The sequence below is a fragment of the Actinoallomurus bryophytorum genome (genome assembly GCF_006716425.1).
In the GTDB taxonomy this organism is placed as follows: Bacteria; Actinomycetota; Actinomycetes; order Streptosporangiales; family Streptosporangiaceae; genus Actinoallomurus; species Actinoallomurus bryophytorum.
The window spans coordinates 2185493-2209045 of sequence record NZ_VFOZ01000001.1; the positions used below are offsets into that span (position 1 = coordinate 2185493).

General features: G+C 68.0%; 21 protein-coding genes. 14 read left to right on the plus strand and 7 right to left on the minus strand.

Annotated features, from left to right (window positions below):
* Positions 1–101: 101 nt before the first annotated feature.
* Genes FB559_RS10280 through FB559_RS10300 form a run of 5 tightly spaced genes read left to right on the plus strand, consistent with a single transcriptional unit; the run spans position 102 to position 4924 of the window.
* Complete coding sequence (locus FB559_RS10280; protein WP_141955397.1) at positions 102–1073, plus strand: hypothetical protein; 972 nt, start codon at positions 102–104, stop codon at positions 1071–1073.
* A gap of 2 nt (positions 1074–1075) precedes the next feature.
* Entirely contained in the window at positions 1076–1642 is a 567-nt protein-coding gene (locus tag FB559_RS43755) for a hypothetical protein (protein WP_185792126.1), read from the plus strand.
* A 2-nt stretch (positions 1643–1644) separates the two neighbouring features.
* Complete coding sequence (locus FB559_RS10290; RefSeq protein ID WP_221639949.1) at positions 1645–2928, plus strand: ThiF family adenylyltransferase; 1284 nt, start codon at positions 1645–1647, stop codon at positions 2926–2928.
* Positions 2925–3455 (plus strand): Mov34/MPN/PAD-1 family protein, encoded by a 531-nt coding sequence (locus tag FB559_RS10295; RefSeq protein ID WP_141955398.1) that lies wholly within the window; start codon positions 2925–2927, stop codon positions 3453–3455. The genes FB559_RS10290 and FB559_RS10295 overlap by 4 nt, the downstream gene beginning before the upstream one ends.
* Entirely contained in the window at positions 3452–4924 is a 1473-nt protein-coding gene (locus FB559_RS10300) for an SAVED domain-containing protein (RefSeq protein WP_221639950.1), read from the plus strand. Before FB559_RS10295 ends, FB559_RS10300 begins: the two co-directional genes overlap by 4 nt.
* 1346 nt (positions 4925–6270) lie before the next feature.
* Here FB559_RS10300 and FB559_RS10305 read toward each other — a convergent pair.
* The 5 genes from FB559_RS10305 to FB559_RS10325 form a co-directional block, all read right to left on the minus strand.
* Complete coding sequence (locus FB559_RS10305) at positions 6271–6516, minus strand: hypothetical protein (RefSeq protein WP_141955400.1); 246 nt, start codon at positions 6514–6516, stop codon at positions 6271–6273.
* A 198-nt stretch (positions 6517–6714) separates the two neighbouring features.
* Positions 6715–7209, minus strand: coding sequence for a hypothetical protein (locus FB559_RS44535; protein ID WP_221639951.1), 495 nt, complete (start codon positions 7207–7209; stop codon positions 6715–6717).
* 60 nt (positions 7210–7269) lie between these two features.
* Positions 7270–8808, minus strand: a complete 1539-nt coding sequence (locus FB559_RS10315) for a tyrosine-type recombinase/integrase (protein ID WP_141955401.1) — start codon at positions 8806–8808, stop codon at positions 7270–7272.
* Positions 8809–8813: 5 nt separating this feature from the next.
* Entirely contained in the window at positions 8814–9050 is a 237-nt protein-coding gene (locus FB559_RS10320) for a DNA-binding protein (protein WP_246121499.1), read from the minus strand.
* 231 nt (positions 9051–9281) lie between these two features.
* Positions 9282–10295, minus strand: a complete 1014-nt coding sequence (locus FB559_RS10325) for a TRM11 family SAM-dependent methyltransferase (RefSeq protein WP_141955402.1) — start codon at positions 10293–10295, stop codon at positions 9282–9284.
* A 661-nt stretch (positions 10296–10956) separates the two neighbouring features.
* Here FB559_RS10325 and FB559_RS10330 point away from each other — a divergent pair.
* From FB559_RS10330 to FB559_RS46140, 9 genes are all read left to right on the plus strand, one after another.
* Positions 10957–11895 (plus strand): sigma-70 RNA polymerase sigma factor region 4 domain-containing protein, encoded by a 939-nt coding sequence (locus tag FB559_RS10330; protein WP_221639952.1) that lies wholly within the window; start codon positions 10957–10959, stop codon positions 11893–11895.
* On the plus strand, positions 11892–12233 hold the full coding sequence (locus FB559_RS10335) for a pilin (protein WP_141955404.1): 342 nt from the start codon (positions 11892–11894) through the stop codon (positions 12231–12233). The genes FB559_RS10330 and FB559_RS10335 overlap by 4 nt, the downstream gene beginning before the upstream one ends.
* A gap of 401 nt (positions 12234–12634) precedes the next feature.
* Positions 12635–13990: a TrbL/VirB6 family protein gene (locus tag FB559_RS10340; RefSeq protein ID WP_141955405.1), complete on the plus strand. Its 1356-nt coding sequence runs from the start codon at positions 12635–12637 to the stop codon at positions 13988–13990.
* The gene (locus tag FB559_RS10345; RefSeq protein WP_141955406.1) at positions 13987–14979 is read left to right on the plus strand and encodes a PrgI family protein; all 993 of its coding nucleotides are present in this window, start codon (positions 13987–13989) and stop codon (positions 14977–14979) included. Before FB559_RS10340 ends, FB559_RS10345 begins: the two co-directional genes overlap by 4 nt.
* Positions 14976–16841, plus strand: coding sequence for a VirB4 family type IV secretion system protein (locus FB559_RS10350; protein WP_141955407.1), 1866 nt, complete (start codon positions 14976–14978; stop codon positions 16839–16841). The genes FB559_RS10345 and FB559_RS10350 overlap by 4 nt, the downstream gene beginning before the upstream one ends.
* Entirely contained in the window at positions 16838–19342 is a 2505-nt protein-coding gene (locus tag FB559_RS46130) for a type IV secretory system conjugative DNA transfer family protein (protein ID WP_141955408.1), read from the plus strand. Before FB559_RS10350 ends, FB559_RS46130 begins: the two co-directional genes overlap by 4 nt.
* A gap of 47 nt (positions 19343–19389) precedes the next feature.
* Positions 19390–20292 carry a replication-relaxation family protein gene (locus FB559_RS10360; protein ID WP_141955409.1) on the plus strand — a complete coding sequence of 301 codons (903 nt, stop codon included), beginning with the start codon at positions 19390–19392 and terminating at the stop codon, positions 20290–20292.
* A complete protein-coding gene (locus FB559_RS46135; RefSeq protein WP_141955410.1) occupies positions 20289–20933 on the plus strand; it encodes a hypothetical protein in 645 nt (214 codons plus the stop codon). The genes FB559_RS10360 and FB559_RS46135 overlap by 4 nt, the downstream gene beginning before the upstream one ends.
* The gene (locus tag FB559_RS46140) at positions 20930–22060 is read left to right on the plus strand and encodes a C40 family peptidase (RefSeq protein ID WP_141955411.1); all 1131 of its coding nucleotides are present in this window, start codon (positions 20930–20932) and stop codon (positions 22058–22060) included. Before FB559_RS46135 ends, FB559_RS46140 begins: the two co-directional genes overlap by 4 nt.
* Positions 22061–22323: 263 nt before the next feature.
* Here the strand turns inward: FB559_RS46140 and FB559_RS10375 are convergent, their stop codons facing one another.
* Together FB559_RS10375 and FB559_RS10380 are read right to left on the minus strand one after the other, a co-directional pair.
* Positions 22324–22572 (minus strand): hypothetical protein, encoded by a 249-nt coding sequence (locus FB559_RS10375; protein WP_141955412.1) that lies wholly within the window; start codon positions 22570–22572, stop codon positions 22324–22326.
* Entirely contained in the window at positions 22569–23402 is an 834-nt protein-coding gene (locus FB559_RS10380; RefSeq protein ID WP_141955413.1) for a MarR family transcriptional regulator, read from the minus strand. Before FB559_RS10380 ends, FB559_RS10375 begins: the two co-directional genes overlap by 4 nt.
* Positions 23403–23553 lie beyond the last annotated feature (151 nt).

Below are 23553 nucleotides of genomic sequence, written 5' to 3' on the forward strand. Positions count from 1 at the left end.
TAGCTCCCGAGTAGCGTGCTGAAGGCCAGTGCACCACCCGCGCTGGGTCCCCGGGGGAATATGTGGTTGGGGGCGTCTCTTAGTTCTTTCCGGAGTCACGCATGGGTCTCGTGAAGGCTTTTGATGATTATCAAGATTCGGTGAACGCCGACATCGAGCAGGTTCGGTTGGCGCGCGCCAGGCGGGATGTGTTCAAAAAAGCACTGGGCGCCGAGGACGACGTGGAGGAGGTCTTCGGCTCAGGGTCGCTGGCTCGGAGCACGCAGCTGGCGCCGATCCACGATGTCGACTTGGTCGTGGTGTTCGACGCTGACGCCCATCCCACCTGGGGAACGGCGGGCGATGCCGCGCAAGAGGCCCTGTCCCATCTGGGAGGCAAGGTTCACGTCCTGCTCGGGGCGACGCATGGCACGGTCGATCAGTTGGTGCGCCTCGCGGACCCTCGCAACCATGCGGTCAAGTGCTTCCTGGATGACCCAGAAGACCCGGACGCTTTCACCGTCGATGCAATGCCCGCCCTGCGGCAGCCGGACAACACCTTGCTGATTCCCGAGGTGACCAGCCGCGACTGGGTATCGGCGGACCCTGAATACCTGATCAACGAAGTAGCTAAGCGCCAGGTGAAATGGCCTTACTTCCGCCCGATGGTCCGGGTTCTGAAGAACTGGCGGCTCGGCGTGCCGGTCGAAGGAAAGATCAAGTCACTGGTGATGGAGATCCTTGCCCTGGACTGTTTGCCTACCGCTGGCAGCCGTCCTGAGGCGTTGCGGGCCTTCTTCAGCGCCGCCGCCGTACGCGTCAACGAACCCATCACCGACCCGGCCGACCTGTGCGGGGAGATCCAGCCGGACCTGGACCGGGTCGGGTTGCGGGATGCGTTAAACGAGGCGTCGGAGCTGGCCACTCAGGCTTGCGCCGCCGCGGCCAACGGCGCCACCGATGACGCGCTGCAGGTCTGGGCGCAGCTGTTCGGCACGGACTTCCCTGCGCCAGCCAAGAAGCAGACCAGTCCCAGTGTCGCCGCGCCGGCGTTGATCACATCTCGTCCGGTGAAAGACGCCCCACAGGGATGACAATGGCGGAGCCGAACATCGAGCTCGCCGACGCTGGCCCGGTCACATGGTGGCGGTGTGAGCCCAGACGACTCGCTCGCGATCAACAAGAGGTCGCCGCGTTCTGTCCCGATCTTGACTGGAGCGCGACGGGAGCCGGCAGTTGGCACGGACGGTTGCCGATATGGCCCTTCGCCCGGCCCAAGCCCCAGGGAGTCGAGGACCTGGTCGACGGCAAGGGTCTGCTCGTGCAGGTGGTCTACGGGCATGCGTACCCGATGGTGCCAGCCGCCATATTCCCCCTCGATCCGGAGCCGGAGGTCGTGGAACGCACTCAACATCAGTGGCACGTCAACGGCGACGGCAGCCTGTGCTTGATGCAGACCGATGCCGCATGGACAGGGCGGGATTCGGTCACTGGTCTGCTGCTGAAGGCGGCGGGCTGGCATATCGAGTACGCGCTGATGAAACACGGCCTCATTTCGGTGATGTCAACGAACGGGATCGTGGAGGACCCGGTTGTTGATCCGCTGATCGTCAGCTCGGCAGCTGAACGCTCTGTCGAGGCCGACGTGCCGCCGGAGGATTAGTCATGACAGCCGACATGATTCTGATCTCGCAAGAAGCCGCTCAGCTGATCAAGACGAGCGGCCTATGGGGTCATCTGTCGCTTCGAATCTCAGAGCCGGATGCGCTGGCAGGCGTCATCAGCGTGTCAGAGCAACAGAAGGTGATGCGGCCAGCGGCGCTGGAGCCCCGGAACCATGTCCTGCGCTGCGCAGGAACCGGCTCGGGTGTTTGGTACCGCGTGGGCCCTGAGCTGCACGGGGCCGCGCTGCTTGTTTCCGTACGCAGCAGCGGACTAACGCTGGAGGGCTTCCGCGGACACGTCCCATCGGGTTTCAAGACACCTGGCGCCATGGCCTACTACGCACTCACCTACGCACCCGGCGTTCATGACCCGCCATACAACGAAGGTCAAATTCCCGAGCTGATGGCCTGGCACGTGTCCGCTGATGGCGCCTGGCCGATCAGCACGCAGGTCGAACCTCAGACGCTGGGGCTCTCGCAGTTCGCCCCCTCCTGGCCGGTTGCTGAACTTTCCGAGTCCACCGTCATGCTCGTCGGCGGCGGAAGCATCGGCGGTGCCGCCGCGCATGCACTCGCGCTCTATGGAGTGGGGAATCTGCTGCTGGTTGACCCGGATCGTCTGGGCTGGCACAACCTGGTCCGCCACGTCACTTCCTCACGGCACGTCGGCCGCTACAAGGTCGATGCACTCGCCGACGAGCTGGCCCAGATCCGTTCCGAGACCCGCACCGAAGCCCTCCGCTTGGACGTTGTGGTCGATGCCGATCGGATCCGCCCCCTGCTGCGGCGCACCCACGTCGTCTTGTGCGCCGCGGACGGAATCGCGCCCCGCCGGGTGGTCAGCCACCTGGCCCGCCGAGCCGGCATCGACACAGTGCTCGCATGTGTCCTGCAAGACGGCGCCTTCGGCGAAATCCTGCGCCTGCGTCCCTGGGCCGACCGTGGCTGCCTGGTCTGCGAGCGTGAAACGCTGGCCACCGCAGGAGGAATGGACATCGAACCCAGCCTGGACGCCGGATACGGAACCGGAACCCGGCACCGGCCGATGACCGCTGTCGGAGGTGACCTACACCTGGTCGGCCAGCTTGCCGCTAAGGTCGCGGTCGCGACCGTGCTTGAACGTCGCGGGCAGGCCGATCAGCGGCTCCCCGGTGAACACACCGTATGGGCGCTAAGGCCACAGCCCGGCGCGGCTCCCCCGTTTGATCTCTCGCGCTCTGGCGAACTGCGCTGGTCACCCGCGCATCCACCGCGTCCTGGATGCCCCACCTGCCAGGCCCCATGACCGCAGCGCCGGAAACGATCACTCGGATCCACCTGCTGCAGGAGGCCGCCACCAGCCTCGCCGCCGAAGCAGTGCACTCAGCCGACGGGCGCGAAACCGGCGGGATACTCCTAGGTGCCCTCCGCCCGGACGGCGTTGCGGAGGTCCATTACGCAGGTGGGCCCGGACCGGTCGCGGTGCGCACCCCCGACTTCTTCCTCCGGGATCTCCGCCACGCGCAACGCCTCGCCGACCAGGAATTCACGCGAAGCGGCAACGTCTGGATCGGTGACTGGCATACGCATCCGCACGGCAATCCAGCACCGAGTGCACGCGACGTAGCCACCTACGCCAAGCTGCTGTCCGACCAAGAGCTGGGATTCAAAGCATTCCTCGCATTGATCCTCTGCCCCGGCCGCCTCGGATGGGACCAGCCGCACATCGCCGGCTGGGCCTACCAGCAGGGACAAGCCACTCCCGTCCCCATCTCGGTTTTCGGCCGCGTCCACGCTCACAAACCAAAGACTTCGCCGAAAGAGACGACGTGACCTACCCCAGCCCGGCCAGCGGACCAGCCTCACGCAGCGGCGTGCGTCGTGTCGGTGACGCCTATCAAGACCTAGTCGCTTGGTCTGCCGTACTACTCGCATTGCGACCTGACAGCGACGTGCTGCAAATCGAGATGGAGGTCAACGATGCCGGGAACGTCGATGACGTGATCGTCCGCCACCGGACAGCCCCCCACCGCTACACCCAGGTCAAATACGCAGCCTCGGCAGCGACGCCCGTCAACACCAGCTACCTCACCTCCCGCCGCCGAGGCAGCACGTCCTTGCTGGAAAAGTTCTACAGCAGCTGGAAACTGCTCCGAGAGCGTCCCGGCGGCGCCATCCTGGAACTGGTCACCAACCGAGAGCTGGACGCCACCGATCCGTTGCTGAAGCTCTGCGACGGTCGTACCGACATGCTCATGCCAGCCGCCGACCGGATCACCGACCGGTCCGAGGCCGGCAAGACCCTCATTGCATGGGCGCAGCACCTGGGTGTGGACCGCGGCACGGTGCAATCAATGCTCGAGCAGCTTGTCTTCCGGACCGGCCGCAAAGTCTCAGCCGAGGAAGAACGCGCGACCGCGCTCATGTTGGCCGCCGGGCTCCGCGCCGACAAAAAATCTTTGCTCTTGGGCACCTCAACCATCGCCGAATGGGTACGTCAGGGCCGACGTGTCCTCACCCGCGACGACATACAGGGCGAGGTTGAAGCCTTGGCACTGCGCACCAGCGAGCCCAGAGCGATCCTCCTCATCCAGGCGATCCGCCGTGACCCCCATCCCGACGACGCCACGATCGCCGTGGACTGGGTCGACCTCTACGAAGGCGACGAACCCGCGGCCCGACGACGCCCGAAAGAATCCGACGCATGGACGCGCATGGACGCCGAACTCCGTTCCGCCGTCCAGACCCTGGAAGACGGCGGGCATCGCGACATCCTCGTAAGCGGCAAGATGCGCCTGGGAACTGCCTTCACCGTCGGTGCACGACTGGCTCAGGTGACCGGGACGAGCATCAGCTACGACCACTACGGCACCGTATGGTCCAGCGACTCACCCCGGATTCCCGTCCCTGCGCTTCGCCTCACCCGCACTCCTCTCGGTCAAGGCGACGATCTCGCGGTGGCGTTCGGCATCACACGCGACCCCACGAACGCGGTCGTCAGCTACCTACGCAAAAACCAAATCCCGGTACGGGAACTACTCACCCTCGTCCCAGCAGATGGAGATCACGATCAGTCGGTCGCCGGCCCCGGACAGGCCGTGACCCTCGCCCAAGAGCTACGCAACCAGGTCCGTACAGAACTGGAACGACAACCAGCAGACCGAATCCACCTCTTCCAAGCGTGCCCGTGCGCCCTCGCGCTACTAACTGGCCATCGTTGGAACCGCGTCGCTCGGACCCTTGTCTATGAAGACCTCGGCGCCGGCCATGGCTACCTGCCAGCCTTCACGGTTTCAGCCTGACTAAAATTGGTGCAATGAATCCCATATCCATTTCTTGCCCATTAACCAAGGAATGCCTGGGCTACGTCGCCGCAACACAATAGCGTCGAGGTCTACATACAACGGGTATGCCGTTCGGCGAGAGTGCACCAACTGAGGCGAGACAGGACCGCCACCTGTCACCCGGCTGGCCCTACCTCGACAAAGGTTGGGCCGGCTCCTGCCCACCGAAAAGAACGCGAAGATTGCCGGGGGGCTAACCACCCAGGTGCTGCCGCTAATTTCCTAGACGGCTAGGTTTATATCTTCTTTCTCCGCTAGTTCGCGGGATGGACCTCTAAGTTCTAGCAGCGCGTCCCCGACGGCTATGAGGAGAGTTTCGTCGTGCGCATGGGCCCAACGCGCTCCCCTAATTTCGATCGCCGATGAGGTGAGAAGGTTGGCTAGCTCTCGCGTGCTTGGCCCGTCCCACCAGGACAGCCTTGGCCTTCCGGTGAACTTGTCGATGTCTAGTTCGGCTCGGTTGTCCCAGTGTCTCCATAGAATATTGATGCGGGACATCACTGCCGATAGCAGCGTAGCGTGGCGAGCCAGCGTCCACTCGGCTAGGTCGGTGAGCTCCACAGGAGTGAGTCCTGCCTCTTCCCACAGGGGCGTGTCCTGTTGACGATTCTCAGATCGACTCGTCTCGCTGTGTAGCGATCTCGTCACATCGTCTGCGCTCATCGAGCGAGGTTCGCATAGCTCCATTTTTCCGCCTGTAGGCAGATGAATGAGCCGGATCTGACTTTTCCCGGTACTATCGAGCCTAAGTCCCGGGATCCCGGAGCATCGCGGTACTCCAGTGGCACTGATGTGGACTCTGGGCAGAAGATAGCTCGCGACGCGTGCGGCTACGGTCCACCCAGTAACGAGACGGTCAGGCTGAGGCGACACCCAACTGTAGTAGACGAACATGTCCCTGAATGAGCGCCCTCCCTTGGTGTCCCATCCGACTGATCGCCGCGGACTTAGAAGACACCAAAGCAAAAGTGCTTGAAATTCCTGCTGACGCCTGATTTCGGTGTCGATCACTCGTCGACCGTTGACCCGGGCTGAGAGTTCGAGCTGCGCAGGTCCGCCAAGCAGGCGGGCACACTCATCGAATCGGCGTTTGTCGTTGACGTGCGGCATGATTCCCCTGGTTCCCTGCGACTCACATCCCGGACTGCGGCCGCATATCAGAGGCCATGGCGAAAGAACTATTTAGTGCCTGGAGTCCAGGGGCTGGGCATCACACCCTGCGGGTCACTTACTACTCATACCGGGTGAGCAATTCACCACATGCGCGCCCCCTGAGCACGCCAAAAGTGTAGCTACGCGGCGGGTCAGGCCAGGATCGACACGCCAGATAGAGTCGGCGATGCGGCGAGCAGGACCACCCAGCGCGATCCCGCCGATCCCGTATCGCCGTTGATGTGGGTCAATGCCAGGCGAGCCTCAATGGCCTGCGCCAGCTCATCATCGCTCGGATCGGTAGCCGGAGCAGGTCGAGGCGTGCTCAAGGTCGGTCGGAGTCGCAGGGCCGCTGCCGCAGGCCAGGTAGCGCATTGCTCGGTGGTCGGCAGGCCCACGGCTCACTCACCTTTAGTACACCGCGTACGTTCTCGCAGCTGGCCACCGCTGCGGCGAGACAGGAACAGTCCCCGGCTGCGGCGGCATCGTTGCCCGTGGTGCCCGCTGCTGCGGCGAGCGGGCGGCGCCATTTCGCGTGTACCGCTCTACCTCGCAGGCAACCCTCGTTTTGGGCCAGGCCCTGGGCATCTTCCGAGTCAGGACACATCGTGGTGCGGGCATAGTTGGCGTTGCCGGTAGCCGCCAGGGACGTCGGTGGCGACGGTTTTCCAGAAGGCTTGGGAGTCGCGGAAGTGCCCGCCGAGGGTGTGCCAGGCCAGGCCTGGGTGCCCGGCGCGTAGCGCGGCGAGTCCTGCGGAAGCCAGGCCGCACCGCTGGTACTGCGGCAGGGTGAACGGCTGTTCGACCCAACCGAGCTTGCAGCGCCGACAGATCAGGTAGTCGACCGCGAATGCGTATTCGCCGTTCAGGTTGGCTGCGCGCTGGCGCCATCCAGTGCGCTCGGCTGAGACCGTGTCCTGCCACGGAGCGTTCAAGCGGGGTACGGTCGGCCAGCCCGGCCGTTTGCCGAGGCGTCCACCACTGACGCGCTGCAGCACTTCACGCCAGATTGTCCGGCCGGATGCGTATCCGACCTCATGAGCGCGCGTAGCCAGGCGAACCGCAGCGCGTCTGCCGTCCTCGACCTTCATGCTGCGATCGTGCCAGAGACAAAACCACCGCCGGGTGCCCGCGCTAATAGGCCACGTGGATCAGCTGAGGTCGCGTTCACCTTCCGGCGCGAGAGCGAGGAGTGCGGCGGTGTTTTCGGCCGCGTCTTTGGCGAGTTGGGGGTAGACGCTGGTGTAGGTGTCGCGCGTGTAGGCGCTGGTGACGTGGCCGAGGGTGTGCTGGACGATTTTGATGTCGATGCCGGCGGCGAGCATCAGGGACGCGGCGCCGTGGCGCAGGTCGTGCAGCCGGATCGGCGGGAGCCCGGCTTGATAGGCCAGCCATTGGAACTGGTCGGTGACGTGGGCGGGGTGCAGGGGCTGACCGGCCTCGTCGGTGAAGAAGAACTCTGATTCACCCAGCCCCGCGGCGAGACGTTCGCGGTTCTGCCGGGCGCGGTGGTGGCGGAGGATTTTGATGGTGTTGGTGTCCAGGTCGACGGTGCGGTCGCTGGCGTCGGTTTTGGGCTTGCCTTGGCGGGGGTTCCAGCCGAGTTGGGTGATCTGCCAGCTGATCCCGACGGTGCCGTTCTTGAGGTCGACTTCGGTGGTGCGAACGCCGCAAGCTTCGCCGCGACGCAAACCACGTAGGGCGATCAGCCGGTACAGCGGGTACAGCCGGTGTTTTCGGGCTTGGCCGAGGAACCGGCTGGTCTGCTCCGGTGTCCAGACCATGACCGGGGACGGCCGTGGCGTGCCGATGTAGGCCTCGATGACGTTGACGCGTTTGCCGCCCGCGCGTTCGCGCACAGCGGCCAGGTGGGCGGCGTGGGCGGTTTTCCAGGCGGCGACGCGTTCGTCGGTCCACACCAGCGGCTTGGGCCGGGTGGCGGGCGGGAGTTCGACGATCGCGGCGGGGTTGAAGTCGATGAGGCGTTCGTGCTTGATGGCAATGTTGAGCGCGTGCCGCAGGGTGGCTTGGATGTTGCGCATGGTCGGCGGGTTGACCACCCGACGCCATTTCACCTTCACCCTCAGGGCAGGGTCATCGCTGACGCGAGCTTCTCGAATGACATCGTTGTATTCCTCGATCGCATCGAACATGTCGGCGATGTCGGCGACCCGGAGTTCCTCGACGGGGATATGGCCGAGGTAGGGCTTGAGGTAGAGCTTGATGTCGCTGGCGTAGCGGGCCCGGGTGCCTTCGCTGATCTTCTTCTTGCCGTTCAGCCAGATGTCGACCCACTCCCCGACCAGGATCCTTTGGTCCAGACGCTGGCCGGTGCGGACCTTACGGCGGACGGTGTCAGCGTCGGGCAGTTTCCGGCTGGTCTTGACGGTCTCGACGATGAAGTCGGCGATCTTGATCTGAATCTGGGCGACCTTGCTGATGCCGAGCAGCTCGACGACCTGAGTGATCTCTTCCTCGGCCGTGTCCTGGGAAGCGAACCCGCCCCGCCGCAGCGGACTGCGGCGGGTGCCGTCGGCGTTGGGCGGGAGTTCGAGTTGGTAGGACCAGGTGCCGTGGTGGGGGCTCCACTGGCCGTTGCGGCGCCGCAGTTTGGGGCACTTGCGGCCGAGGAGGCGACCGGTCTCCTGGTCGCGGCAGCCGCAGAGTTTGAACGTCTTCCTGCTGGCCATCTGCTCTACTCGCCTTCTGGTTCGGGGCGGCCTGCGCCGCCTGGGTAGCCGAGCAGGGTGAGCAGCTCCGGGGTGGGCACCAGGTAGGTCTTGCCGACCCGCAGGACCCGGCACGGAAATTCACCGGACTGGGCAAGCTCATAGGACTTGGTGCGACCGATCCCCAGGGCTTTCCCGGCAGTGATCAGGTCGACCACGGCCGGGAGTTCACCCAGCTCCGCCAGCGACATCCCGGCCCTCACCACGGCCACCACCCATGGGCGCAGCCCGGGATGATCCGGGTCCTCACCGGCGAATCCGAGGCGGGCTTGTTGGCCGACGGCCGTCCTGGTTCGAGGTGGCCGCCGGTGGTCTGTAGATCCGCCTGGGACGGTGGATATCGACGCTCGGCTCGACGCCGGGTGTCAAGCCGAATCCAGTGGTGGGCGCTGCTCACAGCAGTGCGTCGTTGCTGTCGCCTCCACCGGTGGGTGCTATCGATCATGGGGCCGGTCTCCCGGCGGGCGTCGGAGGATCAGGACTTCCTCGTGGGCGTTGACGTGTAGCGGGAGTCCGGCGGTGCGGGCTTTGCGGGTTTCGTGCATCGCGAAGAAGCTGGCGCGGGTGACCAGATGGTCGTCCTTGATGCCGCACAACAAGGCGACCAGCCGCTGAACCGGTTCCAGGCCGGCGTCTTGGGCGGCGGCCCAAACTTGGGCGGGGAAGTCGATGAGGTGGCCGTGGCGGCGGAACGGGCGGGTGGTGATCGCGACGATCCCGCCCGGTCGCAGCAACGGCAGGCAGCCGGTCAGGATGTCGGTGAATCCCGATAGCAGCCGGTCGTGGCTGCCGTGGGCAAGGTTGCGGGGGTTCTTGCCGTAGTCGTAGTCGTATTTGCGGACGCCGCCGCGGCCGGTTTCGCGGGTGGAGCGGACCTGGCCGTGGGTGGCCTGCCCGTACGGGGGTGAGGTCAGCAGCAACGCGACCTTCCCCAGGATGTGCGGGTCGGTGATCAGGGCACCGGCGTTGCGGGCGTCGCCGGTGACGACGGCCCCGGTTCCACTGGCGCCGTGCTCGCGGGCCAGGTCGAGGTTGGCGCGGGCCAGGTTCGCCCACCGGCGTTCGCATTCGACCCCGATGCCAACCCGGTCCAGGTGGATGGCTTCGACCAGGGTGGTGCCAATTCCGCACATCGGGTCCAGCACGAGTTCACCGGGCTGGGTGTAGCTGGTGATCGCGGTGGCCGCCAGGGTGGGCAGCATCTTGGCGGGGTGGGAGGTAGTGGCGGGCAGATACCGGCCGCGGCGCTGCCAGACGGCGGGACGCTGTGCGCACGCCCACACCGACAGCGGCACCGTCTCCTGGGTGCTGGCCGAGTTTTGATCCGGGTCAAGGGTGGGGTGCTGGTTCAGTCCGTCGGGCTGGTGGTCGGGTCCGGAGGCGGACCGGTGATCGGGGCCGGAGCGGGGCTGGTGGTCGGAGGGGTCGTGGGGATGGCTGTGGTGCATTGCGGATGCTTCTGCGTATCCATCCCTCGTACGGCACGCCCCCAGCAAAGCCGGGTGCTTAGGCAGTTCTTGGGCACGCGCGTAGGCACTCGAACGGCACCCTTAAGCACAGCCCGCAGGTGTACATAGGCACGCCGATGTCCACCGGTAGGCAAGCTCACGGGGGCTTAGCAAGTTTCCTGACCCGTCGCAGTCCCGTTAGGCACGGTGATGTCTACCTTGGGCACGCGGTAGGCACGCGCTCGTCCACCTCGGGCATGTCATAGGCAAGCGCTTGTCCACCTCGGGCACGCCGTAGCAAGCCCGACGTCCAGCGCCGGCAACCCATGAGCGTGGCAGTGTGCGCGGGCGGTGGTTGTCGTCATGGCGTTGGGCACGTATCGGGCTTAGGCATTTGCTGGGCAGGCGATCGGTAGGCACACAGGTCGAGTGGTGCGCCTAAGAAGTGCCTAGGCGGCCTGGCTCTCTGGGATCGACAGATTCGCGATCCCCACCGAAAGGGAGCCCGGTGATGACCGGTACCGAACGTCCGCCCCGCAGCACTACGGCCGCCCAGACCGGCCCCGCGCGCCATGGCAACCGGCGCCGCGTGCACCCCCGACGCCGTCCCGCTTCTGGAGCATCGACGTCACTGGAGACGGTCGTCACGACCTTCCGGGCGTTGACGAGCGGACCCGAGCCGCTGTCGCTCGACGGCAGGGTGATCGGGTACGGGTTGCCGCGCCGGGTGATCGGGCTGGATGAGCTGCGGTCGATCCTGTGCCATCCCGCGACCAGCCGCCGATGCCGGGACGCGGCCTGGCGGCACCTGGTACACGCCGCCCGCACGCGAGGGCCCGCATGGGTGGTCGGCGCGGCCGGCGTCGGGATGCCCGCGCTGCGGAAGATGGCAGCCGAGCTGGCCGAGGGCTACCGCGGGGACGCCGCCGATATCGGTTCGGCGGTCCTGACGGGGTTCCTCGAGGGCCTTAACCGGATCGATGTGGACCGGCCCGGGGTGATCACCCGGCTGCGGTGGATGGCGTACCGGGCCGCGATCAAAGCCCGCTACACCCGTGATGGCATCCAGCCGATGCCGCTGCCGCCGCTGGAGTCCCAGCCACCGCCGCCGCCGTGGGGGCACCCGGATCTGATCTTGTTCGATGCCGTCGCCAAGGGCGTGCTGTCGCCGTTGCAGGCCGAGCTGATCGGGCGGAGCCGGCTGGAAAACCTCACTCTCAAAGCCGCTGCCGCCGAGCTCGGTGTCGGCTATCAGGCGGCGCGTAAAGCCCGCCAGCGCGGTGAGGCACGCCTGACCGCCGCGATGGCCGCAGGTGATGTGGAACATCGCCTGTCCCCGCCGGCCACAAATTCCGGTCTTAACCAAGCGGGGGAGCAAAACCCTGAGCCCGGTGTGCGGGGCCGGTCCACCACCTCGGACGGCACATCCGATGGACCTGCACCTGCCCGCGATGAGAAAGGAGTCTTCTGCGGCCCCGCACACCGCCCCCAACGCGACGCTGAGGCGACCGAGCCGGCATCTGGCTCGGCGGACGCCTCGCCGAGCCGCATGCCGGCTCGGCGGTCGGTGCGGCCGGACCGGCAAGGGGACACCTCATGAGACGGCTGCGGCAGATCATCGCCGCCGCGGCCGTTCCGCTGACGTTGACCGTGGTCCTGCTGGTTCGGGCTATCGCTGCGGACGCGGCCGTGCCTGGCGCTGCGCCGAAGGACCTGCCGACGGTGATCGGCAACATCACCGCGTGGCTGGTCGGGCTGCTGGTCTCCCTGGCGACCTTGTTCTTGACCATCGGGTTCATCCGGATGCTGCTCGCGGGCGGTGACCCGGGCGAGGTCGCCAAAGGCAAGGAGGCGCTGAAGAACGCCGCGCTCGGCTACGCCGGAGCGATCTTGGCGCCGGTCCTGGTGAAGATCCTCCAAAGCTTCGTCGGCGGGTGAAGGCGATGCCATCCCTGACACGCTCACGTAGCTGCTGGGCGCAGACGCTGATCGTGGGCTGCGCGGCCGTCCTGACCGCGCTCATCCTCACCGGCCTCGCCCAACCTGCCGCCGCCCGCACCCGGGCCGCATCTTCTTTAGGCGTGACCGCGCCGGTCGCACCGTCCGCCACACCGTCGCCTTCGACGACGGTCAGGCCCGCTCCCCCTGATCCGCCTTCCCCCAGCATCCCGTCGACGAACGCACCGACACCGGACGCGCCGTCGAGCACCCCGGGAACACCCGACTCACCGGGTGTAAGCCCGGCGCCTCCGGGCGCACCGGGGACTTCGAGTGGGTCGGGCGGGTGCGGTCTGCTCGACCTGGGGTGCCGGGCGATCACCGGATTCTTCCGTGCGGTCGTGTCGGCGGCGATGAACCCGGTGTTCCGGCTGCTGGCCGGCTCGATCCTGGCGTCCCCTCGCGTCGATGAAATGCCGCGTGTCCACAGCATGTGGACAACCTCTGTGTGGATCGCGAACACCAGTTTCGTCCTGCTGGTGATCATCGGCGCGATGCTGGTGATGGGCCACCAGAGCCTTCAGACCTCTTATACCGCCAAGGACATCGCACCCCGCCTCGTAGTCGCCGCGGTGGCCTCTAACGCGAACCTGCTCGTGATCGGCCCGATCATCGAGTTCGCGAACGCGTTGTCGGTCGCATTGATGGGACACGGCGTCGACCCGGATCAGGCCGCACGGACGCTGAAGTCGTTGGTGGCCGCTGCGGTCACCGATTCCAGCAATGATGTGTTCGCGCCGCTGCTGGCGTTGGTCGCGGTGATCGCGGCGCTGACGGTGGTGTTCACGTTCTTCATCCGGATCATGCTGCTGGTCCTGCTGACAGCCGCGGCCCCTCTCGCGCTGGCTTGCCATGCGCTCCCCCAGACCGAGGGACTTGCCCGGTTGTGGTGGCGGGCCATCGCCGGTGTCCTGGCCGTCCAGGTCGCGCAGTCGCTGGTGCTGGCCACAGCGCTGCGGGTCTTTTTCACCTCCGACCAGTTCGCTTTTTTCGGGTTCCGGTCCAACCAGACGATGCTCGATCTGGTGCTGGTGATCTGCCTGCTCTACATCTTGGCCCGGATCCCCTCCTGGGTCAGTCGTCTGATCACCCAAGGCGGAATGAATCGCAGCCCCATTGCGCGGGTGATCCGGACCATCGTCGCGTTGCTGATCTTCCGGCGCGTCTCGGCCCTGGCGGGTTCTCACACCGGCAACCGGTCAAGGCCGCGTCGCCCTCCGGGCCCCTCTGCCGGGCAGCCGCTCCCACCACCACTGGGGCCACCTGCGGGCGGTGGGAGCCATTGGGTGCAGCCCGGACTCCCCCTGGAATCACCACCGGCACACGGTGAGCAACTTCAGCTGCCCCTGGACCGGCCAGGACACCCCGCCCCGCAGCCACAGACCCCGGCCACACGATGGGTGCAGCAGCGGCTACCCGGCACCACTGCGCGCCCGCCGCGCTGGACGCAGACCCACCTGCCGATCCGCCCCCGGTACCTCCAAACCCGACTGCCGAGCCCACCCACGCGGCCAGGGGTCCAGGCAGAACTACCCCTCACCTTCCCCGCTCGCGGGACACCCGCGGCGGGACGTTCACCGCGCCGTCTCGCCGATGCCGCGGCACTGCGCGAGGCCGAGACGCGCGCCCGCCGCCAGAGTCCGCAACCGCTCCCTGACCCGGCGAGGCGACCTCGCTCTGATCGGAGGAACCCATGACCCACCCCTATACGGTGACGATCCCGGCCAACCTGGATCGCGAAGATCGCCTGGTCGCGAACCTGACCGCCCGCCAGCTCGCCATCCTGGCCCCCACCGCCGTCCTTATCTGGGCGCTCTACCTCGCCACGAACACCCTCCTGCCGCTGCCGGTCTTCGCCGCCCTGGCCATTCCCCTCATCGGCATCGCTGCGGCTCTGGCGCTGGTCGAACGCGACGGCATCACCTTGGACCGGCTCGCCCTGCACGCCCTCGCCCACGCGGGCCGGCCTCGCCGCCTCGTCTTGGCCCCGAACCCGGTACCCGCGCTTCCCGCCTGGGCACTCGCCGATGAGCGGCAGGTGCCACTCCCGGCACCGCTGCGGCTACCAGCCCGTGCGATCCGCGCTGACGGGGCCATCAACCTCGGTGCTGAGGGCGTCGCGGTGATCGTCGCCTGCTCGACCATCAGTTTCGCGTTGCGTACTCCCGGTGAACAGGCCGCACTCGTGGGCGCGTTCGGTGGCTGGCTCAACGCTCTGACCGGCCCGGCGCAGATCCTCGTGCACGCCCAGCCGATCAACCTTGCCCCGGCCATCGCGATCCTGAGTGAACGCGCCGCGGGTCTGCCTCACCCAGCGCTGGAAGAAGCGGCGCTCGATCACGCGCGATTCTTAGGCGAGCTGGCCGCCACCCGCGAACTCCTCGGCCGCCAGGTCCTCATCGTGGTTCGCGAGCCGTACACCGCCCAGGGCGCGGCAGGCGCCGGAACTGATGCGCGCCGGCGCCGGGACGCTGAGGCGGCGGCGCTGCGGGTGTTGCAGCGCGCCGAGCAGACCACCCGGATGCTGGCCGCCGCAGGCATCAACGCCTACCTCCTCGACGGCGCCCAAGCGGTCGCGGTGCTGGCCGCCGCTGCCGACCCCACCGCACCTCCCATGGATCCCGGCCAAGCCATGCCCGATGAGCCCATCACCGCCAGCGGAAGCCGAACGGAGGCCAGGCGATGAAGCCGATCACGTCGTTGCTCCCCTCCTGGCTCCGGACCCCGACCACCGGCCCAGCAGCCGAGGAGACGGCGGGGGCCCCGTTCGGGCCGCCCGCGATCCAGATCCAGCCGCGCCGCCTGGAGTTGTCCGATGGGGTGTGCGCGTCGCTGGTGGTCACCGGATATCCGCGTGAGGTCGGGCTCGGCTGGCTCGAACCCCTCCTGACCTACCCCGGCCGCCTCGACGTCGCCATGCACATCAACCCGATCCCACCCCAGCTCGCCGCCACACGGCTACGGCGCCGGCTCGCCCGGCTAGAAGCCGGCGCACGCTCGGACTACGAGCAGGGACGCCTGGTGGATTTCGAAGCCGACGCCGCCGCCGGAGACGCCCACGACCTGGCCGCACAGCTCGCCCGCGGCGAAGGCCGCCTGTTCCAGGCCGGGCTGTCTCTGACCGTCCACGCCCGCACCCCCGCTGAACTCGACGAGGAGGTCTCCCGGGTGCGGGCCCTGGCCGCGGGCTTGCTGATCGACGCCAAACCCACCACGTTCCGGGCCCTGCACGGCTGGATCACCACGCTGCCCCTCGGCGTCGACCTGCTCCAAACCGGCCGCACGTTCGACACCGCCGCGCTCGCCGCCGCCTTTCCGTTCACCTCACCGGACCTGCACGCCGACCTTGGTGAGCACGCCGTGCTGTACGGGATCAACGCGGCATCGGCGTCGCTGGTGATGTGGGACCGATTCACCTGCGACAACCACAACTCGGTGATCTTGGCGCGCTCCGGCGCCGGCAAGTCCTACCTGGCCAAGCTCGAGATTTTGCGGTCGCTGTTCACCGGGATCGAGGTCTGCGTCATCGATCCCGAAAACGAATACGCCCGCCTGTCCGCCGCCGTGGGCGGCGCGCACATCGCTTTGGGTGCCGACGGTGTCCGCCTCAACCCGTTCGACCTGCCGCCCGGCGCCCACAAGACCAAAGACGCGCTCACCCGGCGGGCGCTGTTCATCCATACCTTCATCGCCGTCCTTCTCGAAACACCGCTCACCCCGTCCGAACGCGCCGCCCTTGATCGCGGCATCGTCGCGGCCTACCACCAGGCGGGGCTGACCGCCGACCCGCGCACCTGGACCCGGCAACCCCCGCTCCTGGCCGACCTGGCCACCGCCCTGACGGGCGACGGCGATCCCGCCGCCGCGCAACTCGCGGCCCGGCTCGCGCCGTACGTGAGCGGGACGTGGCGGGAGTTGTTCGCCGGGCCGACCACCACGCGGCCCGAGGGCCACCTGATCGTCTTCTCCCTGCGCGACCTGCCCGACGAACTCAAGACGGTCGGGACGCTGCTGACCTTGGATGCGATCTGGCGGCGCGTCACCGACGCGGGTAGGCCCAGGCCGCGGTTGGTCGTGGTCGATGAGGGCTGGCTGCTGATGCGCCAGGCCGAAGGCGCACGGTTCCTGTACCGGATGGCCAAAGCCGCACGCAAACACTGGGCCGGGCTGACCGTCATCACCCAAGACGCCTCCGACGTGCTGGGTTCTGACCTCGGCCAGGCCGTCGTCGCTAACGCCGCCACCCAGATCCTGCTCCGCCAAGCACCCCAAGCCCTCGACCAGATCACCGAAGCCTTCGCCCTCACCGACGGCGAACGTCACCTGCTGGCCTCCGCCCACCGTGGCCAGGGCCTCCTGCTCGCCGGTGCGGACCGGGTCGCGTTCGACGTGGTGGCCAGTCCCGCCGAAGACGCCCTCGCCACCACTGACCCGGCCGTCCTTGCCGCCCTCGGGCAAGGCACCGGCCACCTCAGCGAGTTCGGCGAGTTCGATCCCGCCGAGAGCCCGGAATCACCGTCCGGCCTGGATGAGGAGGACGAGCTGTGATCCGCGCTCGTCGTGGCACCGCCAGCGGCTCACCGGTCGACAAGCTTGTCCAAGACCCGCTCGGGGCACTGGCTCACGGCTGGCACCTGGCCGCTCATCTGCTGCTCGCGCACCTGGTGACCGTGGTCGGGACGGCGCTGGTGGTCAGCGTGTTCGCGTTGGGTGGCCGGGCGGCCGTCTTGCGCTGGCGGCACCAGCGGCTCACCGATGGCGCTCACCTGGTGCACATCCAGGTCCCGCCTCAGGTCGGTGAAGCGGGCGCGAGCGTGTTCTGGGCGAACCTGATCGGATTGCTACGGCCCCGGCTCAAGCGCTGGCTGCTCGGCCAACCACACCTGGTCTTCGAATACCTGTGGGCCGGGCCCCGGCTACATATCCGGCTGTGGGTACCCGGGACGATCCCGGCCGTGCTGGTCGCCCGCGCCATCGAGGCGGCCTGGCCCGCCGCCCGCACCACCATCACCACCCCCACACCCCCGCTCGCCACCCGCGCCGTGGTGACCGGCGGAGTGCTACGGCTGGCCCGCCCCGACCACCATCCGATCGCCACAACTCATCTTGAGGACCCGCTCCGCCCGCTGCTCGGCGCGGCGACCGGCATCGGCGAGGGCCAGGCCGCCGTGGTGCAGATCCTGGCCCGCCCCGTCACCGGCCGCCGCCTGAACCGGGCACACCGAGCCGCAGCGCACCTACGCGGCGCCACCCAGCCCACCATGATCGGGCGGCTCCTGGATTTACTCACGCCAGGGCCCTCAAGGACGCCGCTACGGGCCGGCGTGCTCACGGCGGCTTATCCGGAGCGAGCCGGGCAGATCCGCGCGATCCTTGACAAGGCCGCGGCCCCGCGCTTCGCCGTGGAACTGCGTTACGCCGCTGCCACGACCTTCACCAGCGACCCTGCGGCGAGCCGGGCCTGGGTACGGGGCCGGGCGCACGCGCTCGCCGCTGCCTTCGCCGTCTTCACCGGCCGCAACCACTTCACCCGCCACCGCCTCCCCCACCCCGCCCGCGCTCTGGACCACCGGCGGATGAGCCACGGTTGCCTGCTTTCCATTCCGGAGTTGGCGGCGGTCGGGCACCTGCCTTACGACCCTGCCGTGCCCGGCCTGGCCCGCGCCGGCGCGAACTCGATCCCGCCACCACCCTCAGTCGCGGCCGGCGGACCTGGTCACAAATTCCTCGGCGACGCCGACGCCGGACCCACCCGCCCCATCGCCCTGGCCGTCACCGACGCCCGCCAGCACCTGCACGTCCTGGGCGCGACCGGCGCCGGGAAATCCACCCTGCTCGCCCACCTCGTCCTCACCGACGCCGCCGCCGGGCGCGCCGCCGTGGTGATCGACCCGCGCGGGGACCTGATCAACGACCTCCTGCACCGCCTGCCCGAAACCGCCATCCCCCGGGTGTGGCTGATCGACCCCGACACCACCCCACCACCCGCACTCGGCGTGCTCGCCGGTATCGACCGCAACCTCGCGAGCGACAACCTGGTCGGGATCTTCCACAAGATCTTCGCCGACTCCTGGGGACCCCGCACCGACGACATCCTCCGCTCCGCCGTCCTCACCCTGCAACAAACCCCCGGCGCGACCCTCGCCGACATCCCCCGCCTGCTCACCGACGCCCCCTACCGCGCGCGAGCGACCCGCCACCTCACCGACGACATCCTGGCCGGGTTTTGGACCTGGTACTCCGGCCTGTCTCCCGAAGCGCGAGCGAACGCGATCGGGCCGGTCATGAACAAACTCCGCAGCTTCCTCCTACGCCCCTTCGTCCGCTCCGTGGTCGGCACCCCCGGACCCGGCCTGAACATGACCCATCTCCTCGATACCGGTGGGCTGCTGCTCGTCCGGGTCCCCAAAGGCACGCTCGGCGATGACACCGCGCGGCTACTCGGCTCCTTCGTCGTCGCCAAAGTCTGGGAGGCCATCACCGCCCGCGCCCGCCAACCCGAACACCGGCGCCGAGACGCCGCGCTGGTCATCGACGAGGCCCACAGCTTCCTCAACCTCCCCCACGGCCTCGAGGAAATGCTCGCCGAAGCCCGCGCGTACCACCTGTCCGTCACCCTCGCGCACCAAAACCTCGCCCAGTTCCCGCCCGGAATGCGCGACGCGGTCGCCACCAACGCCCGCAACAAACTCTGCTTCGCCGTCTCCCCCCACGACGCCCGTGACCTGGCCCCGCTCACCCGACCGAACCTGACCGAACACGACCTGGCCAACCTGTCCGCCTACCAAGCCGCCGCCCGCCTCATCACCCACAACAGCGAAACCCCCGCCTTCACCCTCACCACCCGGCCCCTCCCCGACCCCACCGCCGGCCGCGCCGAGGCCTGCCGCGACGCCGCCCGCATCAACGCCGCCACCACCCACCGGCCACCACCACTGCACGACCCCCGCCACCCCAGCCCGCACGATGCCCACGCCACCTCCCCAGATTCGGCCATCAGCCACACCTCGGCAACAGACGAACCACCACCGGCACAACCACCGGACTGAACCGAACACCCCCGCCACCATCCGACACCGCTTCGAGAGGACTCATCGTGCCCACACCCACCAGCGGCCGTGCCCCCTCCTACATCGGCGCGGGCACCACCGCCACCGCTCCCCGACCACGGGTCAGCCCAGAACTGATCGCGACGCTGGCCACCCGCCTCACACCCCGAGACCGGTGGCTGCTGGAGATGGTCCACGAACACCGCGTGCTGACCACACACCAGATCCAACAGCTCGCCTTCCCCTCGGTCAGCACCACCACCCACCGGCTCTTGGCCCTGTGGCGCCTGCGCGCCCTGGAACGCTTCCGACCCGCGATGGCCACCGGCTCCGCGCCCCTGCACTACGTTCTGGGCCCCACCGGCGCCGCCGTACTCGCCGCCCGCCGCGGCCAGACCGTCGCCGCGTTCGGCTACCGCCTCGACCGGGCCCTCGCGCTCGCCCACTCCGACAAACTCCACCACCTCGTCGGCGCCAACGACCTGTTCACCGCGCTGGCCCACCACGCCCGCACCCACCCGGCCACCCGGCTGCTCACCTGGTGGCCCGAACGCCGCTGCCAGGCCACCTGGGGCAAATACACACGCCCCGACGGCTATGGCCGCTGGCACGAACACGGCCACGAAACCGACTTCTTCTGCGAATACGACACCGGCACCGAACCGCTACCCCGCCTGCTCGCCAAAATCGGCGACTACACCGCACTGGCCGAACTGACCGGGATCACCGACACCCCCGTGCTGTTCGCCCTGCCGAACACCGCCCGCGAGGACCACCTCCATACCCGCCTCAACCCGGCCGGTCCACTCATCGCCACCACCACACCGCACGCCCTGCTCGCCGCGAACGGACCCGCCGGACCCGCCTGGCGAACCCCCGGCACCAGCGCGCGACGACGCCTCACCGACCTGACCACCACAGCCCCGACCATGGCCGGAGGATCCGCATGAACAACACCAGACTCACCCTCGCTGCAGCCGGCATCGCCCTGCTTGCCCTGATGCTCATCGCCCTCCACCACTCCCGCACCAGCGCACCTGCCGCTCAGTCGGCGGATGATTCCCCGGCGGCCAGCAGGTCGGTCCCGCCCGACGGTGAAGCGCTACTGCCGTTCACTCCCACCCAGATCAGCCAGGCCGCCGCCCTCGCCGCCAGGTTCACCACCGCCTACGCCAGCCACCGCTACGGCGAGCCCCCCTCGGTCTACCTCGCCCGGCTGACACCGATGATGAGCCCGCAGCTACGGCCAGTCATCGAACGCGCCGCCACCGACCCGGTCGCCCTCACCCAGCGGCGCCGCCTGCAGGAGATCACCACCGCCCAAGCCCGGACCACCGCGATCCGCGCGCTCGGCCCCACCTCCATCACCTTCTTAGTCCACGTCACCCAAAACGTGGCGATCGCCCACGCCAACCGCGCCGATACCAGCCACTACGCCCTCACCCTGAACCTGACCCACGCCACCGACCCCGACCCCGGCGACGGCGACGCCGACGGCGAGAAGTGGAAGGTGTACGCGCTCGAGCTCGCCTCCACCGGTAACGCCGGCCAGACCGCCGAGCTCACCGTCACCCCCGACCCGGCCCCATGACCCGCCACGCCATCGCCCCGGCAACTCGTAGCGCACGCGACGCGCCGCGCGATGCCGGGGCGGTACAGGCCACCGGCGCGATCATCCTCGCTCTCGGTTCCCTACTGGTGATCCCGCTGCTCATCACCCTGGGCCTGTCCGGCGCGAGCCAAGCCACCTGCGGGCAACCCACGACGAGCCAACCCGGCCTCACCACCGACGCCCGCACCCAAATCCCCGCCGAATACCTACGCCTGTATCAAGCGGCCGGAAGACAGTACGGACTGCCGTGGGCCCTGCTTGCCGCCATCGGCAAGACCGAATCCGACCACGGCCGCGACCCCAGCGCCGGTGTCCACGCAGGCGCGAACTCAGCCGGGGCCGCCGGGCCCATGCAGATCGGCATCGGCGGAGCCGCCGGAAACAACTGGGGCGGCACGCCCCGCCACCCCGCCGGCCAAGCCACCGGTGGAGTCGGCGTCGACGGAAACGGCGACGGGTGGGCCGACGTCCATGACCCCGCCGACGCCATCCCCGGCGCGGCCCGATTCCTGCTCGCCCACGGCGCCCCCGGCAACCTGCCCCACGCGGTGTTCGCCTACAACCCCGACCCCGCCTACGTCCGACGCGTCACCGCCCAAGCCACCCGCTACGGCACCGGCACCACCCCACCCGGCACCGGCACGGACCTGGATCCGGTCACATGTCCGGGCGACGTCGACGCGTTCACCAACATCCCCGGAGGCGCGGCGGCGACTGTCCTGTCCTACGCACGCGCCCAGATCGGCAAACCCTACGTTTACGGTGCCGAGGGACCCGATTCCTTTGACTGCTCGGGTCTGACGATGATGGCCTACCGCGCCGCCCACATCACCATCCCCCGCCTATCCGATGCTCAGTACTGGCACGGCCCCCGCATCCGACTCGGGACCGAACAACCCGGCGACCTCGTCTTCTTCGACTACAAGCCCGGCCACACCGGCCCCGGCCACGTCGGCATCGTCGAAAACCCCCACACCGGCATCATGATCGTCGCACCCCACACCGGCGCCACCGTACGACGCCAGTCCTATCGCGACTACCCCGGCGGGCCGGTCGGGTTCACCCGGCCAGCAACGACCTCTCGTGTACGGGCCACGGAGCAGTGAACATTTTCCGGATGATCACGATCACCGGAGGTGCAAAATCCGGAGTTCGTCAAGGCGCACGTTGTTCCTGGTTTTGAACCCCGACCCGTACCTCCAGACAGGCACGGAGGGGACACGGGGCCTTCGTTCGCGTCGTCCAAGGGTCGCCGATGGCGGGTACGGAAAGTTGATGGGCCATGGCACGTGCGCGGGGCGGTTTCCAGGCACCGAGGCGGGGGCGGACGGCTCGGCCTCGCTTACCGGTAGGCCCGGCCATGAGGTAGTTACAGGTCTGAAATGCGGTGGCCGATTCTGCCGTTCGAGCGGCTGATGGTGTATTTCCAGAATCGGTTGTGGCCTGTCTGATCGAAGTGGTCGTTGTGCAGGGCGTAGACGGCGGGTTCGTCGGCGTCGAGGGTTCCGGTGATGAAGTCGCATTCGCGGCACACGATCGAGTGCAGCTCGAGATAGGCGCGGTGGTCGGCGAGTTTTTCCCGGGCTGTGGCCGAGGTGATCGTGATGCCGGTGTTCATGAGTCGACCTCCAGGGCGAGGTCAGGGTTGGGCGGGCAGAGGCCGGTGTCGGTGCCGGGCGATGACGCCTGCTCAAATGACGTGCTGCGGCATCTCGCCTGCAGCGCGGAGAGTTCGGCTCGTTGGTGGAAGTCGGCGGTGGCCTGGCGGTGGATCAATTCAGGGTCCTTGGTGCGGGGACACGGTGTGCACGGTGTGCGGGCGTCGGTGCGTAGCAGGCTCTGGCGGGCCGCCTCGCGCGCGTACTCCAGCGCGGTGGCCGGGTCGGAGCCACAGGTGATGCGATCGGTGACGATCGCCCACCAGGAGGCGTAGGCACGCCAATAGATAAGGCTGTACATGGCGGCGAACAGGTCCACCGTGGTCTCCGCCGGGCACTCGGTCAGTTGCTCGGCGAGTCCGGCGTGTGCCTTGACGGCTTCGTTCTCGGCGTCTTCGCGCAGCTCGGCCGCCCGATGGCGCAATTCGGTGGCCTGCGGGTGCATTGTCGGGGCGGTGAGGTGCCACCGGTAGGTGATCGCACCGGGCCCGCGGGGCGGATCGGGGACGCGCTGGGCGATACCGGCTTTTTTTAGCTCTGCCAGGATGCTCACCGTCGTGGAATACGCCAGGCCGGCGACACTGGCGAGCTGTACCGGCGTAGAGCCGGGATGGGTATCCAGCGCCGTGATGACGGCATCGGTGCTGTGTGGCCGGGACCGTCGCGGTCGCCCGGGAAAGCCAAACAGCAGCCGCATTGCGTCGTTCACCGAAGGCGCAGCTGACCGCGCTTGCAGCCACGCGATCTTGTCGTACACCTGTTGGTCGACGGAAATACTGCGATTCACCATCGCGATCTATCCCTTCTCAACAATTCGGCGGGCAGGCGCACGCTGCACACCGGGGCGGAGCCTTCGCCTCACCTCTGGATTTCCCGGGTCAAAAGCCGCTTGCAGATTCGTGCCTGAGTTTCAGTTCGCGGCGGCTACGCGGACCGGCCTG

Excerpts from the sequence above, each read along its gene's own strand:
- FB559_RS10345 (WP_141955406.1), top strand. The coding sequence starts at position 13,987 with ATGACCCACCCCTATACGGTGACGATCCCGGCCAACCTGGATCGCGAA.
- FB559_RS46135 (WP_141955410.1), top strand. The coding sequence starts at position 20,289 with ATGAACAACACCAGACTCACCCTCGCTGCAGCCGGCATCGCCCTGCTT.
- FB559_RS43755 (WP_185792126.1), top strand. The coding sequence starts at position 1,076 with ATGGCGGAGCCGAACATCGAGCTCGCCGACGCTGGCCCGGTCACATGG.
- FB559_RS10380 (WP_141955413.1), bottom strand. The coding sequence starts at position 23,402 with ATGGTGAATCGCAGTATTTCCGTCGACCAACAGGTGTACGACAAGATC.
- FB559_RS10295 (WP_141955398.1), top strand. The coding sequence starts at position 2,925 with ATGACCGCAGCGCCGGAAACGATCACTCGGATCCACCTGCTGCAGGAG.
- FB559_RS44535 (WP_221639951.1), bottom strand. The coding sequence starts at position 7,209 with ATGAAGGTCGAGGACGGCAGACGCGCTGCGGTTCGCCTGGCTACGCGC.
- FB559_RS10325 (WP_141955402.1), bottom strand. The coding sequence starts at position 10,295 with ATGCACCACAGCCATCCCCACGACCCCTCCGACCACCAGCCCCGCTCC.
- FB559_RS10280 (WP_141955397.1), top strand. The coding sequence starts at position 102 with ATGGGTCTCGTGAAGGCTTTTGATGATTATCAAGATTCGGTGAACGCC.
- FB559_RS10375 (WP_141955412.1), bottom strand. The coding sequence starts at position 22,572 with ATGAACACCGGCATCACGATCACCTCGGCCACAGCCCGGGAAAAACTC.
- FB559_RS10335 (WP_141955404.1), top strand. The coding sequence starts at position 11,892 with ATGAGACGGCTGCGGCAGATCATCGCCGCCGCGGCCGTTCCGCTGACG.
- FB559_RS10350 (WP_141955407.1), top strand. The coding sequence starts at position 14,976 with ATGAAGCCGATCACGTCGTTGCTCCCCTCCTGGCTCCGGACCCCGACC.
- FB559_RS10315 (WP_141955401.1), bottom strand. The coding sequence starts at position 8,808 with ATGGCCAGCAGGAAGACGTTCAAACTCTGCGGCTGCCGCGACCAGGAG.
- FB559_RS10290 (WP_221639949.1), top strand. The coding sequence starts at position 1,645 with ATGACAGCCGACATGATTCTGATCTCGCAAGAAGCCGCTCAGCTGATC.
- FB559_RS46140 (WP_141955411.1), top strand. The coding sequence starts at position 20,930 with ATGACCCGCCACGCCATCGCCCCGGCAACTCGTAGCGCACGCGACGCG.